The sequence below is a fragment of the Gibbsiella greigii genome (assembly GCF_039540155.1).
GTDB lineage: Bacteria > Pseudomonadota > Gammaproteobacteria > Enterobacterales > Enterobacteriaceae > Gibbsiella > Gibbsiella quercinecans.
Map to the genome: position 1 here is coordinate 86,178 of NZ_BAABEM010000006.1, position 18,499 is coordinate 104,676.

The 18,499-nt window shown below is 58.1% G+C and carries 14 protein-coding genes; 8 read left to right on the forward strand and 6 right to left on the reverse strand.

The genetic code is table 11. The annotated features are described in order from the left end of the window. Window positions 1–465: 465 nt before the first annotated feature. Both galR and AC559G_RS03680 read left to right on the forward strand, forming a co-directional pair. On the forward strand, window positions 466–1,479 hold the full coding sequence (galR, locus tag AC559G_RS03675) for an HTH-type transcriptional regulator GalR (RefSeq protein WP_438596738.1): 1,014 nt from the start codon (window positions 466–468) through the stop codon (window positions 1,477–1,479). Window positions 1,480–1,540: 61 nt separating this feature from the next. After that, on the forward strand, window positions 1,541–2,554 hold the full coding sequence (locus AC559G_RS03680) for a LacI family DNA-binding transcriptional regulator (protein ID WP_498911382.1): 1,014 nt from the start codon (window positions 1,541–1,543) through the stop codon (window positions 2,552–2,554). 38 nt (window positions 2,555–2,592) lie between these two features. Here the strand turns inward: AC559G_RS03680 and lysA are convergent, their stop codons facing one another. Further along, window positions 2,593–3,849, reverse strand: a complete 1,257-nt coding sequence (gene lysA, locus AC559G_RS03685; RefSeq protein ID WP_498911385.1) for a type III PLP-dependent enzyme domain-containing protein — start codon at window positions 3,847–3,849, stop codon at window positions 2,593–2,595. 121 nt (window positions 3,850–3,970) lie between these two features. On the opposite strand from lysA, the gene AC559G_RS03690 reads away from it, so the two are divergent. Beyond that, window positions 3,971–4,894, forward strand: a complete 924-nt coding sequence (locus AC559G_RS03690) for a LysR family transcriptional regulator (RefSeq protein WP_498911387.1) — start codon at window positions 3,971–3,973, stop codon at window positions 4,892–4,894. Here the strand turns inward: AC559G_RS03690 and AC559G_RS03695 are convergent. Next, window positions 4,891–6,054 carry an MFS transporter gene (locus tag AC559G_RS03695; RefSeq protein WP_498911389.1) on the reverse strand — a complete coding sequence of 388 codons (1,164 nt, stop codon included), beginning with the start codon at window positions 6,052–6,054 and terminating at the stop codon, window positions 4,891–4,893. The genes AC559G_RS03690 and AC559G_RS03695 overlap by 4 nt on opposite strands. A 313-nt stretch (window positions 6,055–6,367) precedes the next feature. Beyond that, window positions 6,368–7,276 carry a LysR family transcriptional regulator gene (locus AC559G_RS03700; RefSeq protein WP_498911391.1) on the reverse strand — a complete coding sequence of 303 codons (909 nt, stop codon included), beginning with the start codon at window positions 7,274–7,276 and terminating at the stop codon, window positions 6,368–6,370. 106 nt (window positions 7,277–7,382) lie between these two features. Between AC559G_RS03700 and AC559G_RS03705 the strand changes: the two genes are divergently transcribed. The 5 genes from AC559G_RS03705 (at window position 7,383) to lldD (ending at window position 13,847) form a co-directional block, all read left to right on the forward strand. Then, window positions 7,383–8,264 carry an MBL fold metallo-hydrolase gene (locus tag AC559G_RS03705; RefSeq protein ID WP_498911393.1) on the forward strand — a complete coding sequence of 294 codons (882 nt, stop codon included), beginning with the start codon at window positions 7,383–7,385 and terminating at the stop codon, window positions 8,262–8,264. 31 nt (window positions 8,265–8,295) lie between these two features. Continuing rightward, on the forward strand, window positions 8,296–8,946 hold the full coding sequence (locus AC559G_RS03710; RefSeq protein WP_498911394.1) for a DsbA family protein: 651 nt from the start codon (window positions 8,296–8,298) through the stop codon (window positions 8,944–8,946). 199 nt (window positions 8,947–9,145) lie between these two features. Continuing rightward, the gene (locus AC559G_RS03715; protein ID WP_498911396.1) at window positions 9,146–10,888 is read left to right on the forward strand and encodes an ABC transporter ATP-binding protein/permease; all 1,743 of its coding nucleotides are present in this window, start codon (window positions 9,146–9,148) and stop codon (window positions 10,886–10,888) included. A 417-nt stretch (window positions 10,889–11,305) separates the two neighbouring features. After that, window positions 11,306–12,226 carry a LysR family transcriptional regulator gene (locus AC559G_RS03720; RefSeq protein ID WP_498911398.1) on the forward strand — a complete coding sequence of 307 codons (921 nt, stop codon included), beginning with the start codon at window positions 11,306–11,308 and terminating at the stop codon, window positions 12,224–12,226. A gap of 478 nt (window positions 12,227–12,704) precedes the next feature. Further along, window positions 12,705–13,847 (forward strand): FMN-dependent L-lactate dehydrogenase LldD, encoded by a 1,143-nt coding sequence (gene lldD, locus AC559G_RS03725; protein WP_438596747.1) that lies wholly within the window; start codon window positions 12,705–12,707, stop codon window positions 13,845–13,847. A gap of 51 nt (window positions 13,848–13,898) precedes the next feature. On the opposite strand, the gene actS is transcribed toward lldD, so the two are convergent. From actS to AC559G_RS03740, 3 genes are all read right to left on the reverse strand, one after another. Further along, window positions 13,899–14,651 (reverse strand): amidase activator ActS, encoded by a 753-nt coding sequence (gene actS / locus AC559G_RS03730; protein WP_498911400.1) that lies wholly within the window; start codon window positions 14,649–14,651, stop codon window positions 13,899–13,901. Between the two features lie 195 nt (window positions 14,652–14,846). Continuing rightward, a complete protein-coding gene (locus AC559G_RS03735; RefSeq protein ID WP_498911402.1) occupies window positions 14,847–15,848 on the reverse strand; it encodes an ABC transporter substrate-binding protein in 1,002 nt (333 codons plus the stop codon). Window positions 15,849–15,911: 63 nt separating this feature from the next. Next, on the reverse strand, window positions 15,912–18,128 hold the full coding sequence (locus AC559G_RS03740) for a TonB-dependent receptor (RefSeq protein ID WP_498911404.1): 2,217 nt from the start codon (window positions 18,126–18,128) through the stop codon (window positions 15,912–15,914). Window positions 18,129–18,499: the final 371 nt, after the last annotated feature.

Here is an 18,499-nt window from a genome sequence, read left to right on the forward strand (position 1 = left end):
ATGCTGATTTCTCACCAATCAATACCTCTGGGATTACCTACTCTAGAGAAAGGCCACGTAAGAAACTACCGCGGAAACGCAAACGTTCCGCTCTAAATGCAACCAGCTGTAAATATCCCGCACCGGCTGGAAATAACTCATGAAATCAGCAGAAATGCACTGCGGCGATGGCGAAACGGCAGGTAAAAAAAAACCTACGCATCCGCGTAGGTTGGTGCAAGGACAATGGGTTCAACACGAATGTTGACACTCACCAATCAATACCTCTGGGTCCGAATACTGTAGCGCGTGGTCCGGCCAGGCGGCCAACGAACAATCGAAACATTAGCGTGCAAAGTGTAACGAGCGGTGTAAAGCGCCAATTATGCCGGTAACACCACAGTTGGCGCTGCCGCCGCTTGCAGCGCCGGTTTTTTTCCGCAAGACTGTGGGCGTGTAAGCGGTTACCCAGGATCATTGAAAACTATGGCCACGATAAAGGATGTTGCCAGGCTTGCGGGCGTTTCCGTAGCCACGGTATCACGCGTCATCAACAATTCGCCCAAAGCCAGCGAAGGATCGCGCAACGCCGTGCTGGCAGCGATGGAACAACTGCAGTACCACCCCAACGCCAACGCGCGCGCGCTGGCACAGCAATCCACCGAAACCCTGGGGTTGGTGGTTAGCGACGTTTCCGATCCGTTCTTCGGCACGATGGTCAAGGCGGTGGAACAAGTGGCCTATGCCACGCACAACTTCCTGCTGATTGGCAACGGCTATCACGATGCCGAAAAAGAACGCCAGGCGATTGAGCAACTGGTGCGCCACCGTTGCGGCGCACTGGTAGTGCACGCCAAAGCGCTGAGCGACAGCGAACTGAGCGTGTGGATGGAGCAAATCCCAGGTATGGTGCTGATTAACCGCACCTTGCCGGGGTTTGAGCAGCGCTGCGTGGCGCTCGACGATCGCTATGGCGCCAGGCTCGCCACACGCCATCTGATCCAACAAGGGCACCGGCGCATCGCGATCCTTTGCTCCACGCACAAGATTTCCGATGCGGCCGACCGCTTGCAGGGCTATCTGGATGCCTTACAAGAGCACAACATCGCGCTGGATGAAAAACTGATTGTCTATGGCGAGCCGGACGTGGTCGGCGGTGAACAGGCGATGATCGAGCTGCTGGGGCGCAGTAAACCGTTCACCGCCGCCACCTGCTATAACGATCCGATGGCCGCCGGCGCTCTTTCTGTACTGAGCGACAACGGCATCGACGTGCCGGGAAAAATTTCGCTGATTGGCTTTGACGATGTGTTGATCTCGCGTTACCTGCGCCCACGCTTAACCACCATCCGCTATCCGGTGGTGGCGATGGCCACCCAGGCCGCCGAGCTGGCGTTAGCGCTGGCCAATAATCAGCCGCTGCCGGAGACCACCCACATGTTCAGCCCAACGCTGGTGCGCCGCCATTCGGTCGCCAGCCTGACGGGCGCCGATCGCTGACGCCGCTATGTTAAACTCGGCAAAATTTGTCATAGCGCACGTTGAAAGAGGTTAGCCACAGATGATCACCATGTTGGATGTCGCCCTGCGCGCGGGGGTTTCTAAAGCCACGGTATCACGCGTATTAAACGGCACCGGCCAGGTGAAAAAAAGCACCCGCGACGCGGTATTCAAAGCCATGGATGAGTTGGGCTACCGGCCGAATTTTCTCGCCCAGTCGCTGGCCAATAAAAGCTCCAACAGCATTGGGTTGGTGGTTTCCAACTTCGACGGCCCCTACTTTGGCCGCCTGCTACGCCAGGCCGCCAAGCAGGTGGAAGCCAGCGGCAAGCACCTGATCGTGACCGACGGCCATGACTCGCCGGAGGATGAACGGCAGGCGGTGCAGTTGCTGGCAGACCGCCGTTGCGACGCGATTATTCTTTATACCCGCTTTATGTCCGAACCCGCGCTGATGGCGCTGCTGAACACCCTGCCGGTTCCGTTGATGATCATCAACCGCGATCTGCCCCAGGCGCGCGAACGCTGCGTTTTTTTTGAGCAGCAGCGCGCCGCCTTCAACGCCGTCGACTATTTGATCCGCCAGGGGCACCGTGAGATCGCCTGCATCACCGGGCCGATCGCCACGCCAACCGCCCAGGCGCGCCTGGCCGGCTATCGCCAAGCTTTGCAGCAGCAGCGGTTGCCGTATAACGAACAGTTGATCGCCCACGGCGACAGCAGCGTGCCCAGCGGCTACCACGGCTGCCGCGAGCTGCTGGCGCGCAAGGTGGCGTTCAGCGCCCTGTTTGCCAGCAATGACGATATGGCGATTGGCGCGATGAAAGCCCTGAATGAAGCGGGGAAACGCCTGCCGCAGGAGGTTTCGCTGTTCGGCTTTGACGATGAACCCAGCGCAGCGTACCTGCACCCGGCGCTTTCCACCGTCTACCTGCCGATTGATGCAATGATTGAAGCCGCCATCACGCAGGCCTTCCGCCTGATTAACCATGAAAAAACGCAGCCGCTGACGCCGTTTACCGGCGAACTGCGGCTGCGTGATTCCGTGGCGCCGGGGCCTTACGCCGAGCAGTAGCCATGGCCCGGCGGCAATCACCGGCCCACGGGCTTCGGCTAAACCCGCTCCAGCGCGATCAGCTCTTCAATGGTCTGCCGGCGGCGGATCAGGCGCGGTACGCCATGCTCAAACAGCACCTCCGGTAACAGCGGGCGGCTGTTGTAATTGGACGACATCGAAGCGCCGTAGGCCCCTGTATCGTGGAACACCAGATAGTCGTCCACCTGCACCGGCGGCAGCGCGCGGGTTTCAATGCCGCCGCCGGCCTGCTGGGTAAACACATCACCGGATTCGCATAGCGGCCCGGCAACCACGGTTTCACGCAGCGGTTGCCCGGCAAGCGTGCGGCCATCCGCCGGCAATAGCGAGATATGGTGGTAACTGCCATACATGGAAGGGCGCATCAAATCGTTAAACCCGGCGTCCACCAGCACAAAGTGGCGGCTGCCCATGTCTTTCACCGCGCGGACTTGCGCCACCAACACGCCGGCTTCCGCCACCAGGAAACGGCCCGGTTCGATTTCCAGCTTCACCGGGTGGCCAAGGTGCGCGGCAATGCGCGCCCGTGCGGCGTCCCACAGACCGAAGTAGTTTTCCGTATCGATCGCCTCATCCCCTTGCTGATAGGGAATCGACAGGCCGCCGCCGGCGGAGATGGCGTGCAAATCCTGCCCCAGCGCAATCACCTGCTGCACCATGGCATCACAAACGCGCGCCAGGTGCTGGTAATCCACGCCGGAACCGATATGCATATGTACGCCGATCAGTTGCAGGCCGTGGCGTTGAATCTTTTCAATCGCCTGTGGTAAATCTTCATACCAGATACCGTGCTTGCTGTTCTCGCCGCCGGTATTGGTTTTCTGGCTGTGGCCGTGGCCAAACCCAGGGTTAACGCGCAGCCATACCGGGTGCCCGGCGGCGCACTGCCCCAGTTGTTCCAGCATATCGATGGAGCCGGCGTTGACCGGGATTTTCAGCTCGCTGACGCGCGCCAGCGTCGCCTGATCGAGCAGATCGGCGGTAAATACGATCTCATCGCCGCCCGGCTGAAAACCAGCCTGCAACGCACGCTCGATCTCCCCCAGCGACACCGAATCCACCTTCACGCCCTGCTCACGCATCAGGCGCAGAATGTGGATGTTGGAACAGGCCTTCTGGGCGAAGCGGATCACATCGAAATGCCGCAGTTGGGCGATCTGTTGTTTGATAATTTCGGCGTCATAAGCCCAGACTGGGCAACCAAAGCGGGCCGGCAACGCCAGCAGGTTAGCGGCGTTCAAAGCGGTGGTGGTGTCATTCAATGCGCGTGGCATGGCAGTCATCCTAAAATAACGATTTTCATCATCATGCCGTAAGCCGTTACGGCTGAAAAATATCTATTTCGCCATAGTCTATTCATTTATGATATGGCTTTAGCCGCCAGCAGAGAGCCCCATGCACACCATTACCCTGCGCCAGATTGAGATCTTCCACGCGGTGATGACCACCGGCAACCTCACCGAGGCCGCGGCATTGCTGCAAACCTCCCAGCCGACCGTCAGCCGCGAGCTGGCGCGCTTTGAAAAACTGATCCGGCTGCAGCTGTTCGATCGGGTGCGCGGCCGCCTATACCCGACGGTGCAAGGGCTGAGGCTGTATGAAGAAGTGCAGCGCTCCTATTACGGGCTGGAGCGCATCATCAACGCCGCTGCTGGCATCCGACAGTTCCAACAGGCGCAACTTTCCATCGCCTGCCTGCCGGTATTTTCGCAATCGTTGCTGCCGGCGATCTGCAAACCTTTTATCGACCGTTATCCAGAGGTCAGCTTCAGCGTGATCCCGCAGGAGTCGCCGCTGCTGGAAGAGTGGCTGTCGGCACAGCGCCACGATCTGGGCCTGACGGAAAACCCGCATACCCCCGCCGGCACAGAGCGGCTAACGCTGATGGCGCTGGATGAAGTGTGCGTCTTGCCCGCCGGGCACCCGCTGGCGGCCAAAAAAATCCTGACGCCGCAGGATTTCGACGGCGAGAATTACATCAGCCTGTCCAGCACCGACAGCTACCGCCAGTTGCTTGACGCCCTGTTCCAGGAGCAGCGGGTTGATCGCCGGCTGGTGATGGAAACCCACAGCGCCGCTTCGGTATGCGCCATGGTAAAAGCGGGGGTCGGTCTTTCCATCGTCAACCCGTTGACGGCGCTGGATTACGCCGGCAACGGCGTGCACGTGCGCCCATTCAGTACGGCGGTGCCCTTTACCGTCAGCCTGATCCGGCCATTGCACCGCCCGTCTTCGGCGCTGGTCACCGCCTTTATTCAGCATCTGCAGCAGCAGGTTGAACAACTGCCCGCCCGCCTGGCGGAGGTAACGGCACGCTAAGCGCCGTGCTGCGCCCGAATACGCCGCATGCGCCCGAAGGTCAGCAGGCACAACGCCAGGCCGAACGCGGCGATCAACGCCGCCGCCAGCGGCACCGCGGTCAGCCCGAAGCCATGCGCAATCACCCGGCCACCGGCCCAGGCGCCCAGCGCATTGCCCAGGTTAAAGGCGGCAATGTTAAGGGTGGAAACCAGGTTGGGCGCTTTTTTGCCGTAGGCCACTACGTTAATCTGTAGCGCCGGCACCGCGGCAAACGAGGCCGCCGCCCACAGGAACAGCGTTAACTCGGCCGGCACCAGCGAATGGCTGGTCCAGTGAAACAATGCGGAGAAAAAAGCGATCGCCAGGAAAACGCCGGTCAGCGTCACCCCCAGGCGCCAGTCCGCCAGGCGGCCGCCGAGGATATTGCCCAGCGTCAGGCCAACCCCCATCAACAGCAGCGTCCAACTGACCCCGGCGGGCGCTACGCCGGTCACTTCCGTCAACAGCGGCGCGATATAGGTAAACAGCGCAAACATCGATGCGGCGAATGCCACCGTCATCAGCAGCGACAGCCAAATGCCGCCGCTGCGCAGCGCCGCCAGTTCCTTTTTCAATTCGGCCGGCGCTTCATCGCGCACCTCCGGCAGTTTGGTATACAGCGCCAGCAGGGAAAGCACCCCAATCAGCGATACCGCCCAAAATGTGGAACGCCAGCCCAACATCTGCCCCAGGGCCGTCCCCAACGGCACGCCGAGCACGTTCGCCAGCGTCAGCCCGGTAAACATCATCGCCACCGCAGAGGCCCGGCGGTTCGGCGCCACCAGGTTGGCCGCCACCACGGCGCCGATGCCAAAGAAAGCGCCGTGGCACAGTGCGGTAATCACCCGCGCCAACATCAGGAAACCGTAGCTGTAGCCCAGCGCGCACATCAGATTGCCCACGATAAAAATCGTCATCAGCAACAACAGCGTTTTTTTGCGCGGCAGGCGGGCGGTCAGCAACGCCATGATCGGCGCGCCGATCGCCACCCCCAGCGCATAGCCGGAGATCAGCCAGCCGGCGCTGGGAATCGACACCTGCAAATCGCCGGCCACCTCCGGCAACAGCCCCATAATGACAAATTCAGTCGTGCCAATGGCAAATGCACTTAGCGCCAGTGCAAACAGTGAAACCGGCATGTATTACGCTCCCAATCAACAACGCCCCGCTGCAACGTGCGCAGAGCAGATTAAAGACGAAACGCGGTGAACGGCCGGACGGCCGCCAAGATGAAAACAAAGACGCCGCACGGCGAAGCGCCCCAGCGGCTTGCAAGATAGATATAACCCAGGAAAAACAGCGTGTTCCCATTTATAGCAATAGCATGGCAGGTAAAAAGTCCGCCAGTAGCAAAACGCCCGCAGCGCAGAAAAAACCACTGGCGGCGCGCTAAGCGATTGAATGGGCTAATGATGAAAAATGTGTGCAAATGTTACAATAGCGTTAATAACATTAGCGTAACCCGGCACGCCACTGCGCATCATTGGCGAACCACGCCACCAGAAAATCCAGCATGGTGCGCACCGCCGCCGGCATTTGGTGGCGTGAGGTATAAATGCCATAAATCCCCATCGCCCGCGGCCGGTATGCCGACAGCAGTTCCACCAGTTCGCCGCTGGCCAGCAACGGCGCCGCCGAATAGTAAGGCTGAAGCGTAATGCCAGCGCCCTGCAGGGCGCTGGTCATCAACACCATCGATTCATTGGCGCTCAGGTTGCCGCTCACCGCCACTGCGGTTTCCCCATCAGGATGGTTAAAGTGCCACAGGCTTTTACCGAAATAGGAATAGGTCAGGCAGTTATGCAGCGCCAGATCCTGCGGCTGGCGCGGGATGCCGTGCGCGGCCAAATAGGCCGGTGCGGCGCAGACCACTGAATCACAGGTGGAGAGCGGCCGGGCGATCAGGTTGGGATCCAGTTCGTTGGTGATACGCAATGCCAAATCAATCCGCTCTTCCACCAGGTTCACCGTGCGGTTGCTCATCTGCATATCGACCGCCACCTGCGGGTAATGCCGCTGATATTCCACCACCGCGCGGGCCAATGCGCTTTGCCCCAGCGACTGCGAACAACTGATACGCAGCAAACCGCGCAGCGCATCCCCCTGTTCGCCATTGGCCAGATCGATCTCACCGGCCAGCGCCAACATCCGGCGGCAGCGTTCTAACGTGCGTTCGCCGGCATCCGTCAGGCTCAGGCGGCGCGTGGTGCGGTGCAACAGGCGTGCGCCGGCCCACTGCTCCATCTGCGCCAGATAACGCGTCACCATGGCGCGCGACATGCCCAACGCTTCGGCCGCCGCAATCATGCTGCCGCGCTCGACAATGGCGACGAAGACCTCTGCCGCGATAATGCGATCCATAATTCGCTCGATTTACGCAATTGATAATTGCAGATTATCCAGTTTTTCGTTCGTTTTATGCAACCTATCCTATAGCGCTAACGTCATCACATATAAGGCACCACACATGTTCAAACACCTTTTTCTGGCGCTGGCTCTCAGCGCCACCACCACGTTAAGCGCCGCCGCCATCACGCCGCCACTGACGCTGGAAGTTTATAACCCAGGGGAAAAAAGCATCTTCCCGGTATCATCCGAAATTATCAGCGGCCAACACGAAGTGGCGCTGATCGATGCGCAGTTTCAGCGCAATGACGCTGAAGCGTTGGTGAAAAAGATCAAGGCCGGCGGCAAGAAACTGACTACCGTCTACATCAGCCATTCCGATCCGGATTTCTATTTCGGCCTGGACGTGATTCAGGCCGCCTTCCCGGCGGCGAAAATCATCGCCTCGCCGGCGACCATCAACGCGATCAACACCAGCAAAGACGGCAAGTTGGCCTATTGGGGGCCCATCCTGAAAGAAAACGCGCCACGCAAGTTGATTGTGCCGCAGCCGTTGCAGGGCGACAGCTTTAGCGTTGACGGCCAAAAGATCGCGATCAAGGGCCTGAATGGCCCAACGCCGGACCGCACCTATGTGTGGATCCCGGTGCTGAAGGCGGTGGTCGGCGGGGTGCCGGTTTCCGGCAACAACATCCATCTGTGGATGGCAGATACGCAAACCAAAGCCTCGCGCGTTCACTGGCAGCAAACCCTTGCCGGCATCCAGGCGTTGCAACCACAGACGGTAGTACCGGGGCATTATCTGCCGGGCGCGGCGCAAACCCTGGAATCGGTCACCTTTACCCAACGCTACCTGAGCACGCTTGAAGCTGAGTTGCCCAAAGCCCGTAATGCCGCCGAACTGATCGCGGCGATGAAAAAGCACTATCCCGCCCTGCAAGACGAATCGAGCCTGGAAATGAGCGCCAAGGTGTTGAAGGGCGAGATGCAATGGCCGCAGTAAACGGGCGAACGGGAACCGCGGAGGTGACATCATGAGTACGGCAACGCTGCACTATATTTTCGATCCGCTGTGCGCCTGGTGCTATGGCGCCGCGCCATTGATCCGGGCGGCGCAAAACCTGCCTGGCTTGCGTATAGCGTTACACGCCGGCGGCATGATGGCCGGCGATAATCGCCGCAACATCGATGATGAATGGCGCCGCCATGTGCTGCCGCATGACAAGCGCATCGCACAACTGACCGGCCAGCCCTTTGGCGAAGCGTATTTTAACGGCCTGCTGCATGACACCACGGCAGTGTTGGATTCCGAGCCGCCGATCACCACCATCCTGGCGGCCGAAGCGCTCGGCGGCCATGGGCTGGCGATGCTGCACCGGCTGCAACAGGCGCTCTATCAGCAAGGGCGCCGCATTGCCGATACCCCGGTGCTGGAATCGCTGGCAAAAGAGCTTGGCCTGCCCTCGGCTATGTTCATCGCCGAAATGCGGTTTAAGCGCGGCGAAACAACGCATCAGCACATTGCACAAAGCCGCGAGCTGCTGGCCCGCGTGCGCGGCCAGGGTTTCCCGACCGTTGCCCTGGAGGATAGCGGCGGGCAACTGCGGCAACTCCCGTTGGCGCCCTATTTGGGCGACGCCGAAGGCTGGAAAGCGATGCTGAAAAACGCGCTGCCCCCGGCGTAACCGGGCAGCCGCGCATTGCCCCGTGCCCGATCAGGCACACCCGCAGGCCTCTTCCACACGCCATAATCATGCAAACGCCTGGTAACGAAAAAACTACTTACAACACACCGTTTGTTTGTTACCGTTGCCACGCCCATGCTGAAAAGCAGCGGCTCTCGCCCCCCGTGGCCTGGCAATCTGCTGATTTAATTGGAAGAGTATGAGTACTACACACGAAAATACCGCCCCTAAACATGCTGTTTGGCAGTTAATCAAACCCTTTTGGGTATCCGAAGAAAAATGGCGCGCCTGGGCAATGCTGGTCGCCATCATCGCCCTCTCTCTGGGCCTGGTTTACATCAGCGTGTTGCTGAACCAGTGGAACCAAGTGTTCTACGATGCGCTGCAAAATAAAAACTTTCCGGTGTTCAAGCAGCAGCTATGGCGCTTCACCTATCTGGCGCTGATTTTTATCGTGCTGGCGGTGTATAAGGTCTATCTGACGCAGGGCCTGCAGATGCATTGGCGCAACTGGATGACCCACAAATACATGGATAAGTGGCTGGCGCATCAGGCCTATTACCATACCGAACAGCAGCAGACGATAGATAACCCGGACCAGCGTATCGCCGAAGATTTGGACGTGCTCACCCAGTACACCCTGTCGCTGTCGCTGGGGCTGCTTTCCAGCCTGGTCACGCTGTTTTCCTTTATTACTATTTTGTGGAACATCAGCGGCCCGCTCACCTTTGCCATCAGCGATCACAGCATTTCCATTCCGGGCTACATGGTATGGTTTGCCCTGCTGTATGCCGTGTTGGGTTCACTGTTGATTTGGTGGATCGGCAAGCCGCTGGTGCTGCTGGGCTTTAACCAGGAACGCTATGAGGCAAACTTCCGTTTTGGCCTCATTCGCATCCGCGAAAATAACGACGCCATCGCGCTTTATCACGGCGAGCCAAGCGAAGCACAGCAGCTGAGCGGCCGCTTTGCCGCGATCCGCAACAACTGGTGGGCGATCATGCGCGTCACCCGGCGGTTGAATATCGCCTCCAACTTCTATGGCCAGTTCGCCAATATTTTCCCGATCCTGGTGGCGGCACCGCGTTATTTTTCTGGCGCCATTCAAATGGGCGGGCTGATGCAGATCGCCTCGGCCTTCGGCCAGGTGCAGGGCGCGCTGTCCTGGTTTATCGATGCGTTCAACAATTTGGCCACCTGGAAAGCCTGCGTCAACCGTTTAGCCGGCTTCAACGCCGCCATCGATCAGGTACACCACCAGTCCTACGGTATCACTACCCAGTATGAAGACGATGCGCCGCTGGCGCTGCATAACCTGGGGCTGCAGTTGCCGGACGGCCAGGCACTGTTGGCCAACGCCAACGTGGCGCCTAAACGCGGTGAGCGGGTGCTGATCGTCGGCCCATCCGGCTGCGGCAAATCCACGCTACTGCGCGCTATCGCCGGGATCTGGCCTTACGGCTCGGGTACTATCGGGATTGATGATACCGCCAGCACGCTGTTCCTGCCGCAGCGCAGCTATATCCCGATCGGTACGCTGCGCGAGGCGCTGAGCTACCCGCACCTGGCGGCAGAATACAACGATGAGCAGTTGCTGGCCGCGCTGGAAAAATGCCAGTTGAAGCACCTGCAACGCTGGCTGGATACCGCCGCCAACTGGAGCCACCGGCTTTCGCCCGGCGAGCAGCAGCGGTTGGCGTTTGCACGGGCGATCCTCACCCGGCCGGATATTCTGTTCCTGGATGAGGCCACCAGCGCGCTGGATGATGAAACCGAACAACTAATGTACAGCCTGCTGCTGAGCGAGCTACCGGAAGTTACACTGATTAGCGTCGCACACCGCAACAGCGTGGCGAAGTATCATCAGACCTGCTGGCGCTTCTGCCGCCAGGAAAATCAACCGGCCATCATGACAGTTAACCCGCTGCCAGGCGGGGCGTAAACGCAAGCAGCCGGGCGATGAAAGCCCGGCTGCCGGCAAAACGGTGCTGTATGTTGTTATCTGCGCTTGCCGGGGATACGCCCGAACGGCGTGCCCAATGCCCGGCTCGGTAGAAAGAAACGCTAAATTCAGTTCAACCAACCAACGGTAAAATGCGTCACCAACCCGACGATAACCAGGATGGCGATCACCGCTGCGGTATAAAGGACTATGCGACGCGGGCTATAAAACGACATGCAGTCTCCTCAATGACACAGGCGTTAAGCCATTAATATACTATGTTTCGGCGCCGTACCGCTATGGTGCATGTTCGCCGCGGCCGATTCGCTTTGCCCAACGGGCGGCGCGCGAAGTGATTGATTACTGACCGGCATGCCGTAAACTTACGCCCAACCCGCCTTGAAAACACGGAGCGTTATGTTAGCCAGTCACGAATACGCCAACGACCTGCTGCTGTTCGCACTGATTGTCGACTGCGGCTCTTTCAGCAAAGCGGCGGAAGCCGCGGGCATCACCAGTTCCGTCGTCAGCAAACGCATCGGCCGCCTGGAAAAATCCCTCGGCGCACGTCTGCTTTACCGCACCACACGCAGCCTGACCCTGACCGAAAACGGCCAGGCGCTGTATCGCCAAGCCAAAGATATCAGCCAGCAAATCCAGGGCGCCCTGTATGCCGTCAGCGAGAAAAGCGACGAACTCACCGGGGTGATCCGCATGTCGGTGCCTACCATTTCCGGCGAACTGCTGCTCAGTGAAAGCGTAGCGGAATTTTGTGCCCGCCACCCGCAGCTAAAAGTAGAAATGCGCCTGGAAAACCGCTTTGCCGATCTGGTCAACGAAGGTATCGATCTGGCCATCCGCACCGGCACCATGCCGGACTCCAGTCTGATCGCCCGGCCGATTCTCGATTCACGTTGGGTGATTGTCTGTTCACCCAGTTACCTGCAACAGCACCCGCAGCCGCAAACGGCGGACGATCTGCTCAGCCATAACTGCCTGACCTATACCTATCAGGAAAACGGCACCGCCAACTGGCTGATGAAGCGCCCCGGCGGCAGCGAAATTTATGAGCTGCGGGTCAACGGCAACTTTTCCGCCAACAATGCCCGCGCAATCCGCAAAGCCGTGCTCAGCGGCTATGGCATTGCGATGGTTCCACGCTGCATGGTGTACGAAGATTTGATGGCAGGAAAACTGGTGGAAATACTGGCCGGGCACTGCGGCAAGGTGCTGGGCGTCTATGCCGTTTATCCGTATACCCGCAACCTGCCGTTAAAAATACGCCTGCTGATTGAACATCTGATCATCGCCTATAAAAACATCGGCCATTATTTTTGAAGCTGATCACATTATTATTCTCACCCGGCCGCAATCCGGGCGTTAATTACTGCATTTTTAGACATAATCTCGTGAAAATTACGGCGTAATCACGGTTCCCCTATTTCCCCTCTCGCAATAAAAAAAGCTAATTAACTGATTTTAATGTCATTAAATAAATAACCCTATAAATCAAATACCCACAGCATGCAGACAATATGCCCTCCATTAATTTGTTAAAAAATTGAAGCATGGAACATTAATAATGGTTGTGATTAGAATAAGATATTGTTGCAAGCGGCATGGGTTGCCGCAGAAAAAATACGGATAACGCAATAAGCCCGCGCAACAGATTCTATTCTGCCGCTCACGGGCACAGGGATGGTTCGCTCCGCAACGGAGCAGGCCAGTCATGCAAAGGGAAGTTAAAGCCGCCCCAACCGGCACCGCGGGGTTCAACCAGCTGGGGGCTTTCAGTTAACGCATAAGGATACAAACTATGATTATCTCCGCTTCAACCGATTACCGTGCCGCCGCTCAGGCAAAATTGCCGCCTTTCCTGTTTCACTATATTGATGGCGGCGCCTATGCCGAACATACAATGCGCCGCAATACTGCCGATCTGGCAGATATCGCCCTGCGCCAGCGCGTGTTGCGCAACATGTCGGAACTGAGCCTGGAAACCACGCTGTTCGGTGAAAAGCTGGCGATGCCGGTGATACTGGCGCCGGTCGGATTAACCGGTATGTATGCGCGGCGCGGTGAGGTGCAGGCGGCGCGGGCCGCCGCCAAAAAAGGCATTCCGTTCACCCTTTCCACCGTTTCTGTTTGCCCAATCGAAGAGGTAGCGCCAGCCATCGATCGGCCGATGTGGTTCCAACTGTATGTGCTCAAAGATCGCGGCTTTATGCGCAACGCACTGGAACGCGCCCAAGCGGCCGGGGTGAAAACGCTGGTGTTTACCGTGGATATGCCGGTGCCCGGCGCCCGTTACCGCGACGCCCACTCCGGCATGAGCGGCCCGAATGCCGCGATGCGCCGTATTCTGCAAGCAATGGTGCACCCGCAGTGGGCATGGGACGTCGGCATTAACGGCAAACCGCACGATCTGGGCAACATCTCGACCTACCGCGGCCAACCCACCAAACTGGAAGATTACATCGGCTGGCTCGGCGCCAACTTTGATCCCTCCATTTCCTGGAAAGATCTGGAGTGGATCCGCGAATTCTGGAAAGGGCCGATGATCATTAAAGGCATCCTGGATCCTGAAGACGCCAAAGACGCCGTGCGTTTTGGGGCCGACGGTATTATCGTCTCCAACCACGGCGGCCGGCAGCTTGACGGCGTGCTCTCGACCGCACGCGCCCTGCCCGCCATCGCCGATGCGGTGAAAGGCGATATTACCCTCCTGACCGATTCCGGCATCCGCACCGGGCTGGACGTGGTACGCATGATCGCGCTCGGCGCCGACAGCGTGTTGCTGGGGCGCGCCTTTGTTTACGCACTGGCGGCGGCCGGCGAAGCCGGGGTAAGCAACCTGCTGGAGCTGATCGATAAAGAGATGCGCGTGGCGATGACGCTCACCGGCGCGAAATCCATCGCCGATATTAATGCCGATTCGCTGGTTAACGGCCGCGGCTAAACCGCCGCGCTGGGATTGATAAACGCCGCGGCAGCCCCGCGGCGTTTGGCTTTAACGGCTACAGCGCGGTGTGGTGCCCTGCGCTGGCAAATAACGCAGCGGATCGATGGCGGTGGCGCGATAGCGGATCTGGAAATGCAGCCGCACGGAATCCGTGCCGGTGCTGCCCATGGTGGCGATCTTCTGCCCGGCATTGACGTCCTGCCCGTTGCGCACCAGCGTGGTGTCGTTATGCGCATAGGCGGTGATGAACTCTTCACCGTGCTTAATCATGATCAGGTTACCGTAACCACGCAGTTGGTTGCCGACATACACCACCCGGCCTTTTGCCGAAGCGTACACCGGCTGGCCGCGGCGGCCGGCGATATCAATCCCCTTGTTGCCGCCGTCGGTAGTGGAAAACTTAAGCACCACCTGGCCGTTGGTCGGCCAGCGCCAGCAGCGGGATGTGCCCGGCGGCGGTGTAGTGACGATCGCCGAAGCGGCGGCCTTGCGGCTGCCTGATGAAGCACGCGCCGGCGCCGATGCGTTCAACCGCAGCACCTGCCCCACTTCAAGGCTATAGGGCGGGCGGATTTTGTTGATGCGCGCCAGTTCACCCACTTCATTCCCGGTGATCCAGGCAATGTAATACAGCGTATCGCCGCGCTTGACGGTGTAGGTCTTGCCGCTGTAGGTGCCTTTCGGCAGCGTGTCATAATTGCGGTTATAGCTATTTTTGCTGGAACAACCTGCCAGCAGTAGCCCTGCCAACAGGCATAGGGTTATTCGTTGCAGTAAAACCCGCTTGCTTCCAGTGCTCAATATTCCATCCCCAATCAGCAGATTACACAATATGTCAGCGGCGTAGAAAGCAGCCATATTAACATCTGCGGTTTGGCAGTCAAAAACTTGAGGCGGTTATTTACCTGCACGCAGCCAAAACCCATAATACATTGATTTAATTTAACTATTATGGGTTAAACAACGGCGTATAACAGCAAGGCCGCCGGCTGTTCCCTACGGATTCAGGATGGCCTTCACCTCAGCGGGCGTTAGCGCAAGCCCAAAGAACTCATGGTAGAAATGCCAGGTTTCCTGCACCATATCGATATCGGCGAAACGCGCGGGGTACAGGGTTTTCGCCAGCCAAAGAAACTGCAACGCCTCTTCGCTGCTTTCCCGGCACCACCAGAACATTCCCCGCGGATTGACGTAGACACGGTGATTTTTTATCGCGTTGATCCCTTGCCACTGCGGGGAATGCTGCATGATCTCGGCGTCCTTCTTGTTCATCACCACGATCACATCCGGGTTGGCCTGCGCGACGGTTTCCATCGGCACCTCGCCTGAACTGTTCGGCTTGCCGCGGAACCAGTTTTCCGCCACGTTTTGCGCGCCGGCCAGATCCATCCAGTCCTGGTTCAGTGAAGGCCGGCCCGTGGTGATGAGCGCGCTCCCCATGCTGTGATAAAGCGCTACCTTTTCATTTGCCGGGAGCCCCTGCAAGCGCATGCGCACCCGCCGCACATTGTCAGCAAAGTATTGTTGATACTTCACCGCTTTGGCCTGTGCGTCAGGCCCGAGCACCTTGCCGGTTGCCAGCACCCGTTCGACCAACGCCTGCATTGAATTGGCCTTAAACGCCAGCACCTTCACCCCGGCGGCGGCCAGCATCTCTTTTTGCGGCAACTGCATGTTTTCCGGCACGAACAGCAGCTCCGTGCGCAGCCCGATGATCTGTTCTGGGTTAATTTCGTGGTTGCTATTCATGCTGATGGCCGGCACATCCACAATGGCTGGGAACGCCTGCCTGAATAGTGGGATTTTCTGGGCAATAAGCGAGGTGCCGACGATATTCTGCCCATACCCCAGCATGGCGATAATGGTATTTTGCGCCGGCCACGGCGAAGCAATGCGAACCGCGCTGGCCGGCGGCTGGGCCTGGCCGCATACCGGCGCCAGTAATACACCGGCCGCCAACAGGGCGGCACAACAACGGCGAAGAAAAGAGAGACGCATAGTTTCCAGACACCTCTGCCCCCGTGAACGGGGACAGGCGGTGTTCCTTATCATGATAATTGATTAAAAATCAAAAGTGACAGAAGCCCGAACTTCACGGCCGTTGCCAAGGAACGCACTGGCGGAACTGCCGCTGCCGTCGGTATCCCCAGGGAAGATAGAGGCCCAGTAATGCTCGTTGGTGACATTATTCACACCAACCCGCCAGGTGGCCGGCACATTCGAGATTTTGTGGCTGTAGCGCACGCCGAGATCCAGCGTGGTATAGCTGTCTGCCCAAGTGGTGTTGGTGTCGTTGGCCGCACGTTTGCCGGTGTAATGCACGTTGGCGGTGTAGACCAGCTCCGGCATCGAAGGCAGGCCGTATTCCACCAGCAGGTTGCCCTGGACTTTCGGCACCCCGACCACCCGTTTGTTGCTGGTGCTGGCCGATACGGTGTCTTTCAGCTTCGGATCAAGCAGCGTGATGCCGCTGTAGATATTCAGCCCCGGATAAACTTCACCGCTGGCCGTCAGCTCCAGGCCGTTATTCACCTGCTCACCCTGCTCCTTGTAGACCAGATCGTCAGGATCAACAAAGGCGAAGGGGCGTTTCAGGCGGAACACCGCCGTGCCTAAATTCATGCCGCCGACGTTGGCCTTCAGCCCCGCTTCCAACTGTTTACTGCGATAGGGATTAAGCGTCTGGCCTTCGTTTTTTACCCCCTGGCCGGTCGGCGCGGTGCCGCCCTGCTCCAGAGAATCGGCATAGCTGACATAGGCCATCACCGCCGGGGTGATTTTGTACATCAACGCCGCCGTCGGGCTCAGGCCGTTTTGATTACCCTGGCTCTTCTTGCTGCCGGTACTGTTGTAGCTGCGCGTTTCCAGCCAGCTTTGGCTGAGGTAAAACATCGCCGACCAGCGTGGGGTAAAGGTGATGGTATCGCCCACGGTAATGCTCTGCTGGCTGGTATCGCTGGATTTGTAACGTGCGCCGTGCTTGCGGATTTTGCCATCGGAAGGCTCTTCCAGCGCCGACGGGGCGTAAATATTCGTGGTGCCGAGATCATAGCGCGTGCTGCTGTCTTTGGCTGTATAGATAGACCATTTATACCCCGTGGTGGCAAAGGCCAGATCGTGCCCGATGCTGCCGGTATCGGCGTGGCCATTTAAAGTTACGGTGTTGCTAAGTACCCGAAAACGCCCGGCCGCAGGCGAATCGCTGATCGAACGGCTGATATCGCCCTGGTTGTTAATAATGGTGCTGCTGACCGAACGCATGGCGCGATCGGCCTGCTGGTAGCCCACACCGGCGGTCATATACCAGTCGGGTGAGAAGTAATGAATCAGGCGCGTGCTGGCGGTGGTGGTGGTGAGATCCATCCCGGCGCTGCTCAGAGCAAGCGCTTTTTGTTTGGGATCCGGCGCTTTCGGTAGATCGATCCCTTTGCCGTAGCTAAAACTCCCAACGTAGCCTTTCTGCACGAATTCGTACCGGCTGGCATTGAGTTCCAGCTTGGTGCCCGGCTGAATATTCCAGTCCAGCGCGATGGCGGCCAGTTTGCGGCGCAGCGTACTGTCATCCACGTTGCCTTCGCCTTCTTCATTCAGCACATTCAGGCGATAGCCGAATTTTTTCTCATCGTCAAAGTGGCCGCCCAGATCGGCATGGCCGGAAATGGCGCTGCGGCTTTGATAACCCAGAGTCACCCGGTTCAACGGCTGATCCGTGGGGCGTTTCTGCACAAAGTTAAATTGCCCGGCGGGGCTGGCGGGGCCGTAAAGCGCACCGGTCAGGCTGTTGAGAATATCCAGCCGCTCCAGCATTTCCACGGGGAAGGCAGTGGTGGAAACAATATTCAACCCATCCATACGGCTATTGGCCACCACGCTGCCTTGCATGCCGCGGCTTTGCGGCCGGCCAACATCCATGCCCCCCCGCGCCTGCATCTGGGTGCTGGGCGTATATTTCAGCATTTCACTTACGCTTTTCGCCTGCTGGTTATCGATCATATTCCGGGTAATGGTATTGGTCGAATATGGCGTATCTACCCAGTCTTTATCCCCTATCGGCCCTAAATTGATATCCGGCGTGACAAACCCCGCCCCGGCGGCGGCGTCTTCCGTCGACGGTTGCGCCGCGTCTTTGGCGGTTACCACCATCTGTTCTTCCTGGTTCGCACTGCCGGCAGCCACTTTCTGATCGGCATTTTTTTTAGCTGTTTCAGCCAGTGCTAAAGGCGATAGCAGACTGGCCAGCGCACATAATAAGAGCGCCTTCCTTTGATTATTATTCATATCCCACCCAGCGTTGTATAAAATATTATACTACGTTTGGCAAACGCTTATTTTAATGATCGCGATCATGCTTTTTTTATCCATAAATTATTATTCACACCGGCATGGGAATTAATTTATCGGTATTACTCAACGGCCTTAAATTAAATAACCACAAAGTAGTATTTATATAATCAATATAAAGGAGACCGATTAAATTATATATAACGCTATACCGAAAATAATTCGAGTTGCAGGACAAAAACGCAAAAGCGTTTTTGAACAGCGCTAGCGCTGGCCCCGAAGGGGTGAGGCCGTATGGCCGAATCATACGGCAACGCAGCGAATCCCCAGGAGCTTACTCCAGTAAGTGACTGGGGTGAGCGAGGAAA

What these genes read in the sequence shown, in the direction of transcription:
- AC559G_RS03690 (WP_498911387.1), top strand. Translation starts at nt 3,971, where the DNA reads ATGCACACCATTACCCTGCGCCAGATTGAGATCTTCCACGCGGTGATG.
- AC559G_RS03680 (WP_498911382.1), top strand. Translation starts at nt 1,541, where the DNA reads ATGATCACCATGTTGGATGTCGCCCTGCGCGCGGGGGTTTCTAAAGCC.
- AC559G_RS03695 (WP_498911389.1), bottom strand. Translation starts at nt 6,054, where the DNA reads ATGCCGGTTTCACTGTTTGCACTGGCGCTAAGTGCATTTGCCATTGGC.
- lysA (WP_498911385.1), bottom strand. Translation starts at nt 3,849, where the DNA reads ATGCCACGCGCATTGAATGACACCACCACCGCTTTGAACGCCGCTAAC.
- AC559G_RS03715 (WP_498911396.1), top strand. Translation starts at nt 9,146, where the DNA reads ATGAGTACTACACACGAAAATACCGCCCCTAAACATGCTGTTTGGCAG.
- AC559G_RS03700 (WP_498911391.1), bottom strand. Translation starts at nt 7,276, where the DNA reads ATGGATCGCATTATCGCGGCAGAGGTCTTCGTCGCCATTGTCGAGCGC.
- lldD (WP_438596747.1), top strand. Translation starts at nt 12,705, where the DNA reads ATGATTATCTCCGCTTCAACCGATTACCGTGCCGCCGCTCAGGCAAAA.
- AC559G_RS03740 (WP_498911404.1), bottom strand. Translation starts at nt 18,128, where the DNA reads ATGAATAATAATCAAAGGAAGGCGCTCTTATTATGTGCGCTGGCCAGT.
- AC559G_RS03710 (WP_498911394.1), top strand. Translation starts at nt 8,296, where the DNA reads ATGAGTACGGCAACGCTGCACTATATTTTCGATCCGCTGTGCGCCTGG.
- AC559G_RS03720 (WP_498911398.1), top strand. Translation starts at nt 11,306, where the DNA reads ATGTTAGCCAGTCACGAATACGCCAACGACCTGCTGCTGTTCGCACTG.
- AC559G_RS03705 (WP_498911393.1), top strand. Translation starts at nt 7,383, where the DNA reads ATGTTCAAACACCTTTTTCTGGCGCTGGCTCTCAGCGCCACCACCACG.
- AC559G_RS03735 (WP_498911402.1), bottom strand. Translation starts at nt 15,848, where the DNA reads ATGCGTCTCTCTTTTCTTCGCCGTTGTTGTGCCGCCCTGTTGGCGGCC.
- galR (WP_438596738.1), top strand. Translation starts at nt 466, where the DNA reads ATGGCCACGATAAAGGATGTTGCCAGGCTTGCGGGCGTTTCCGTAGCC.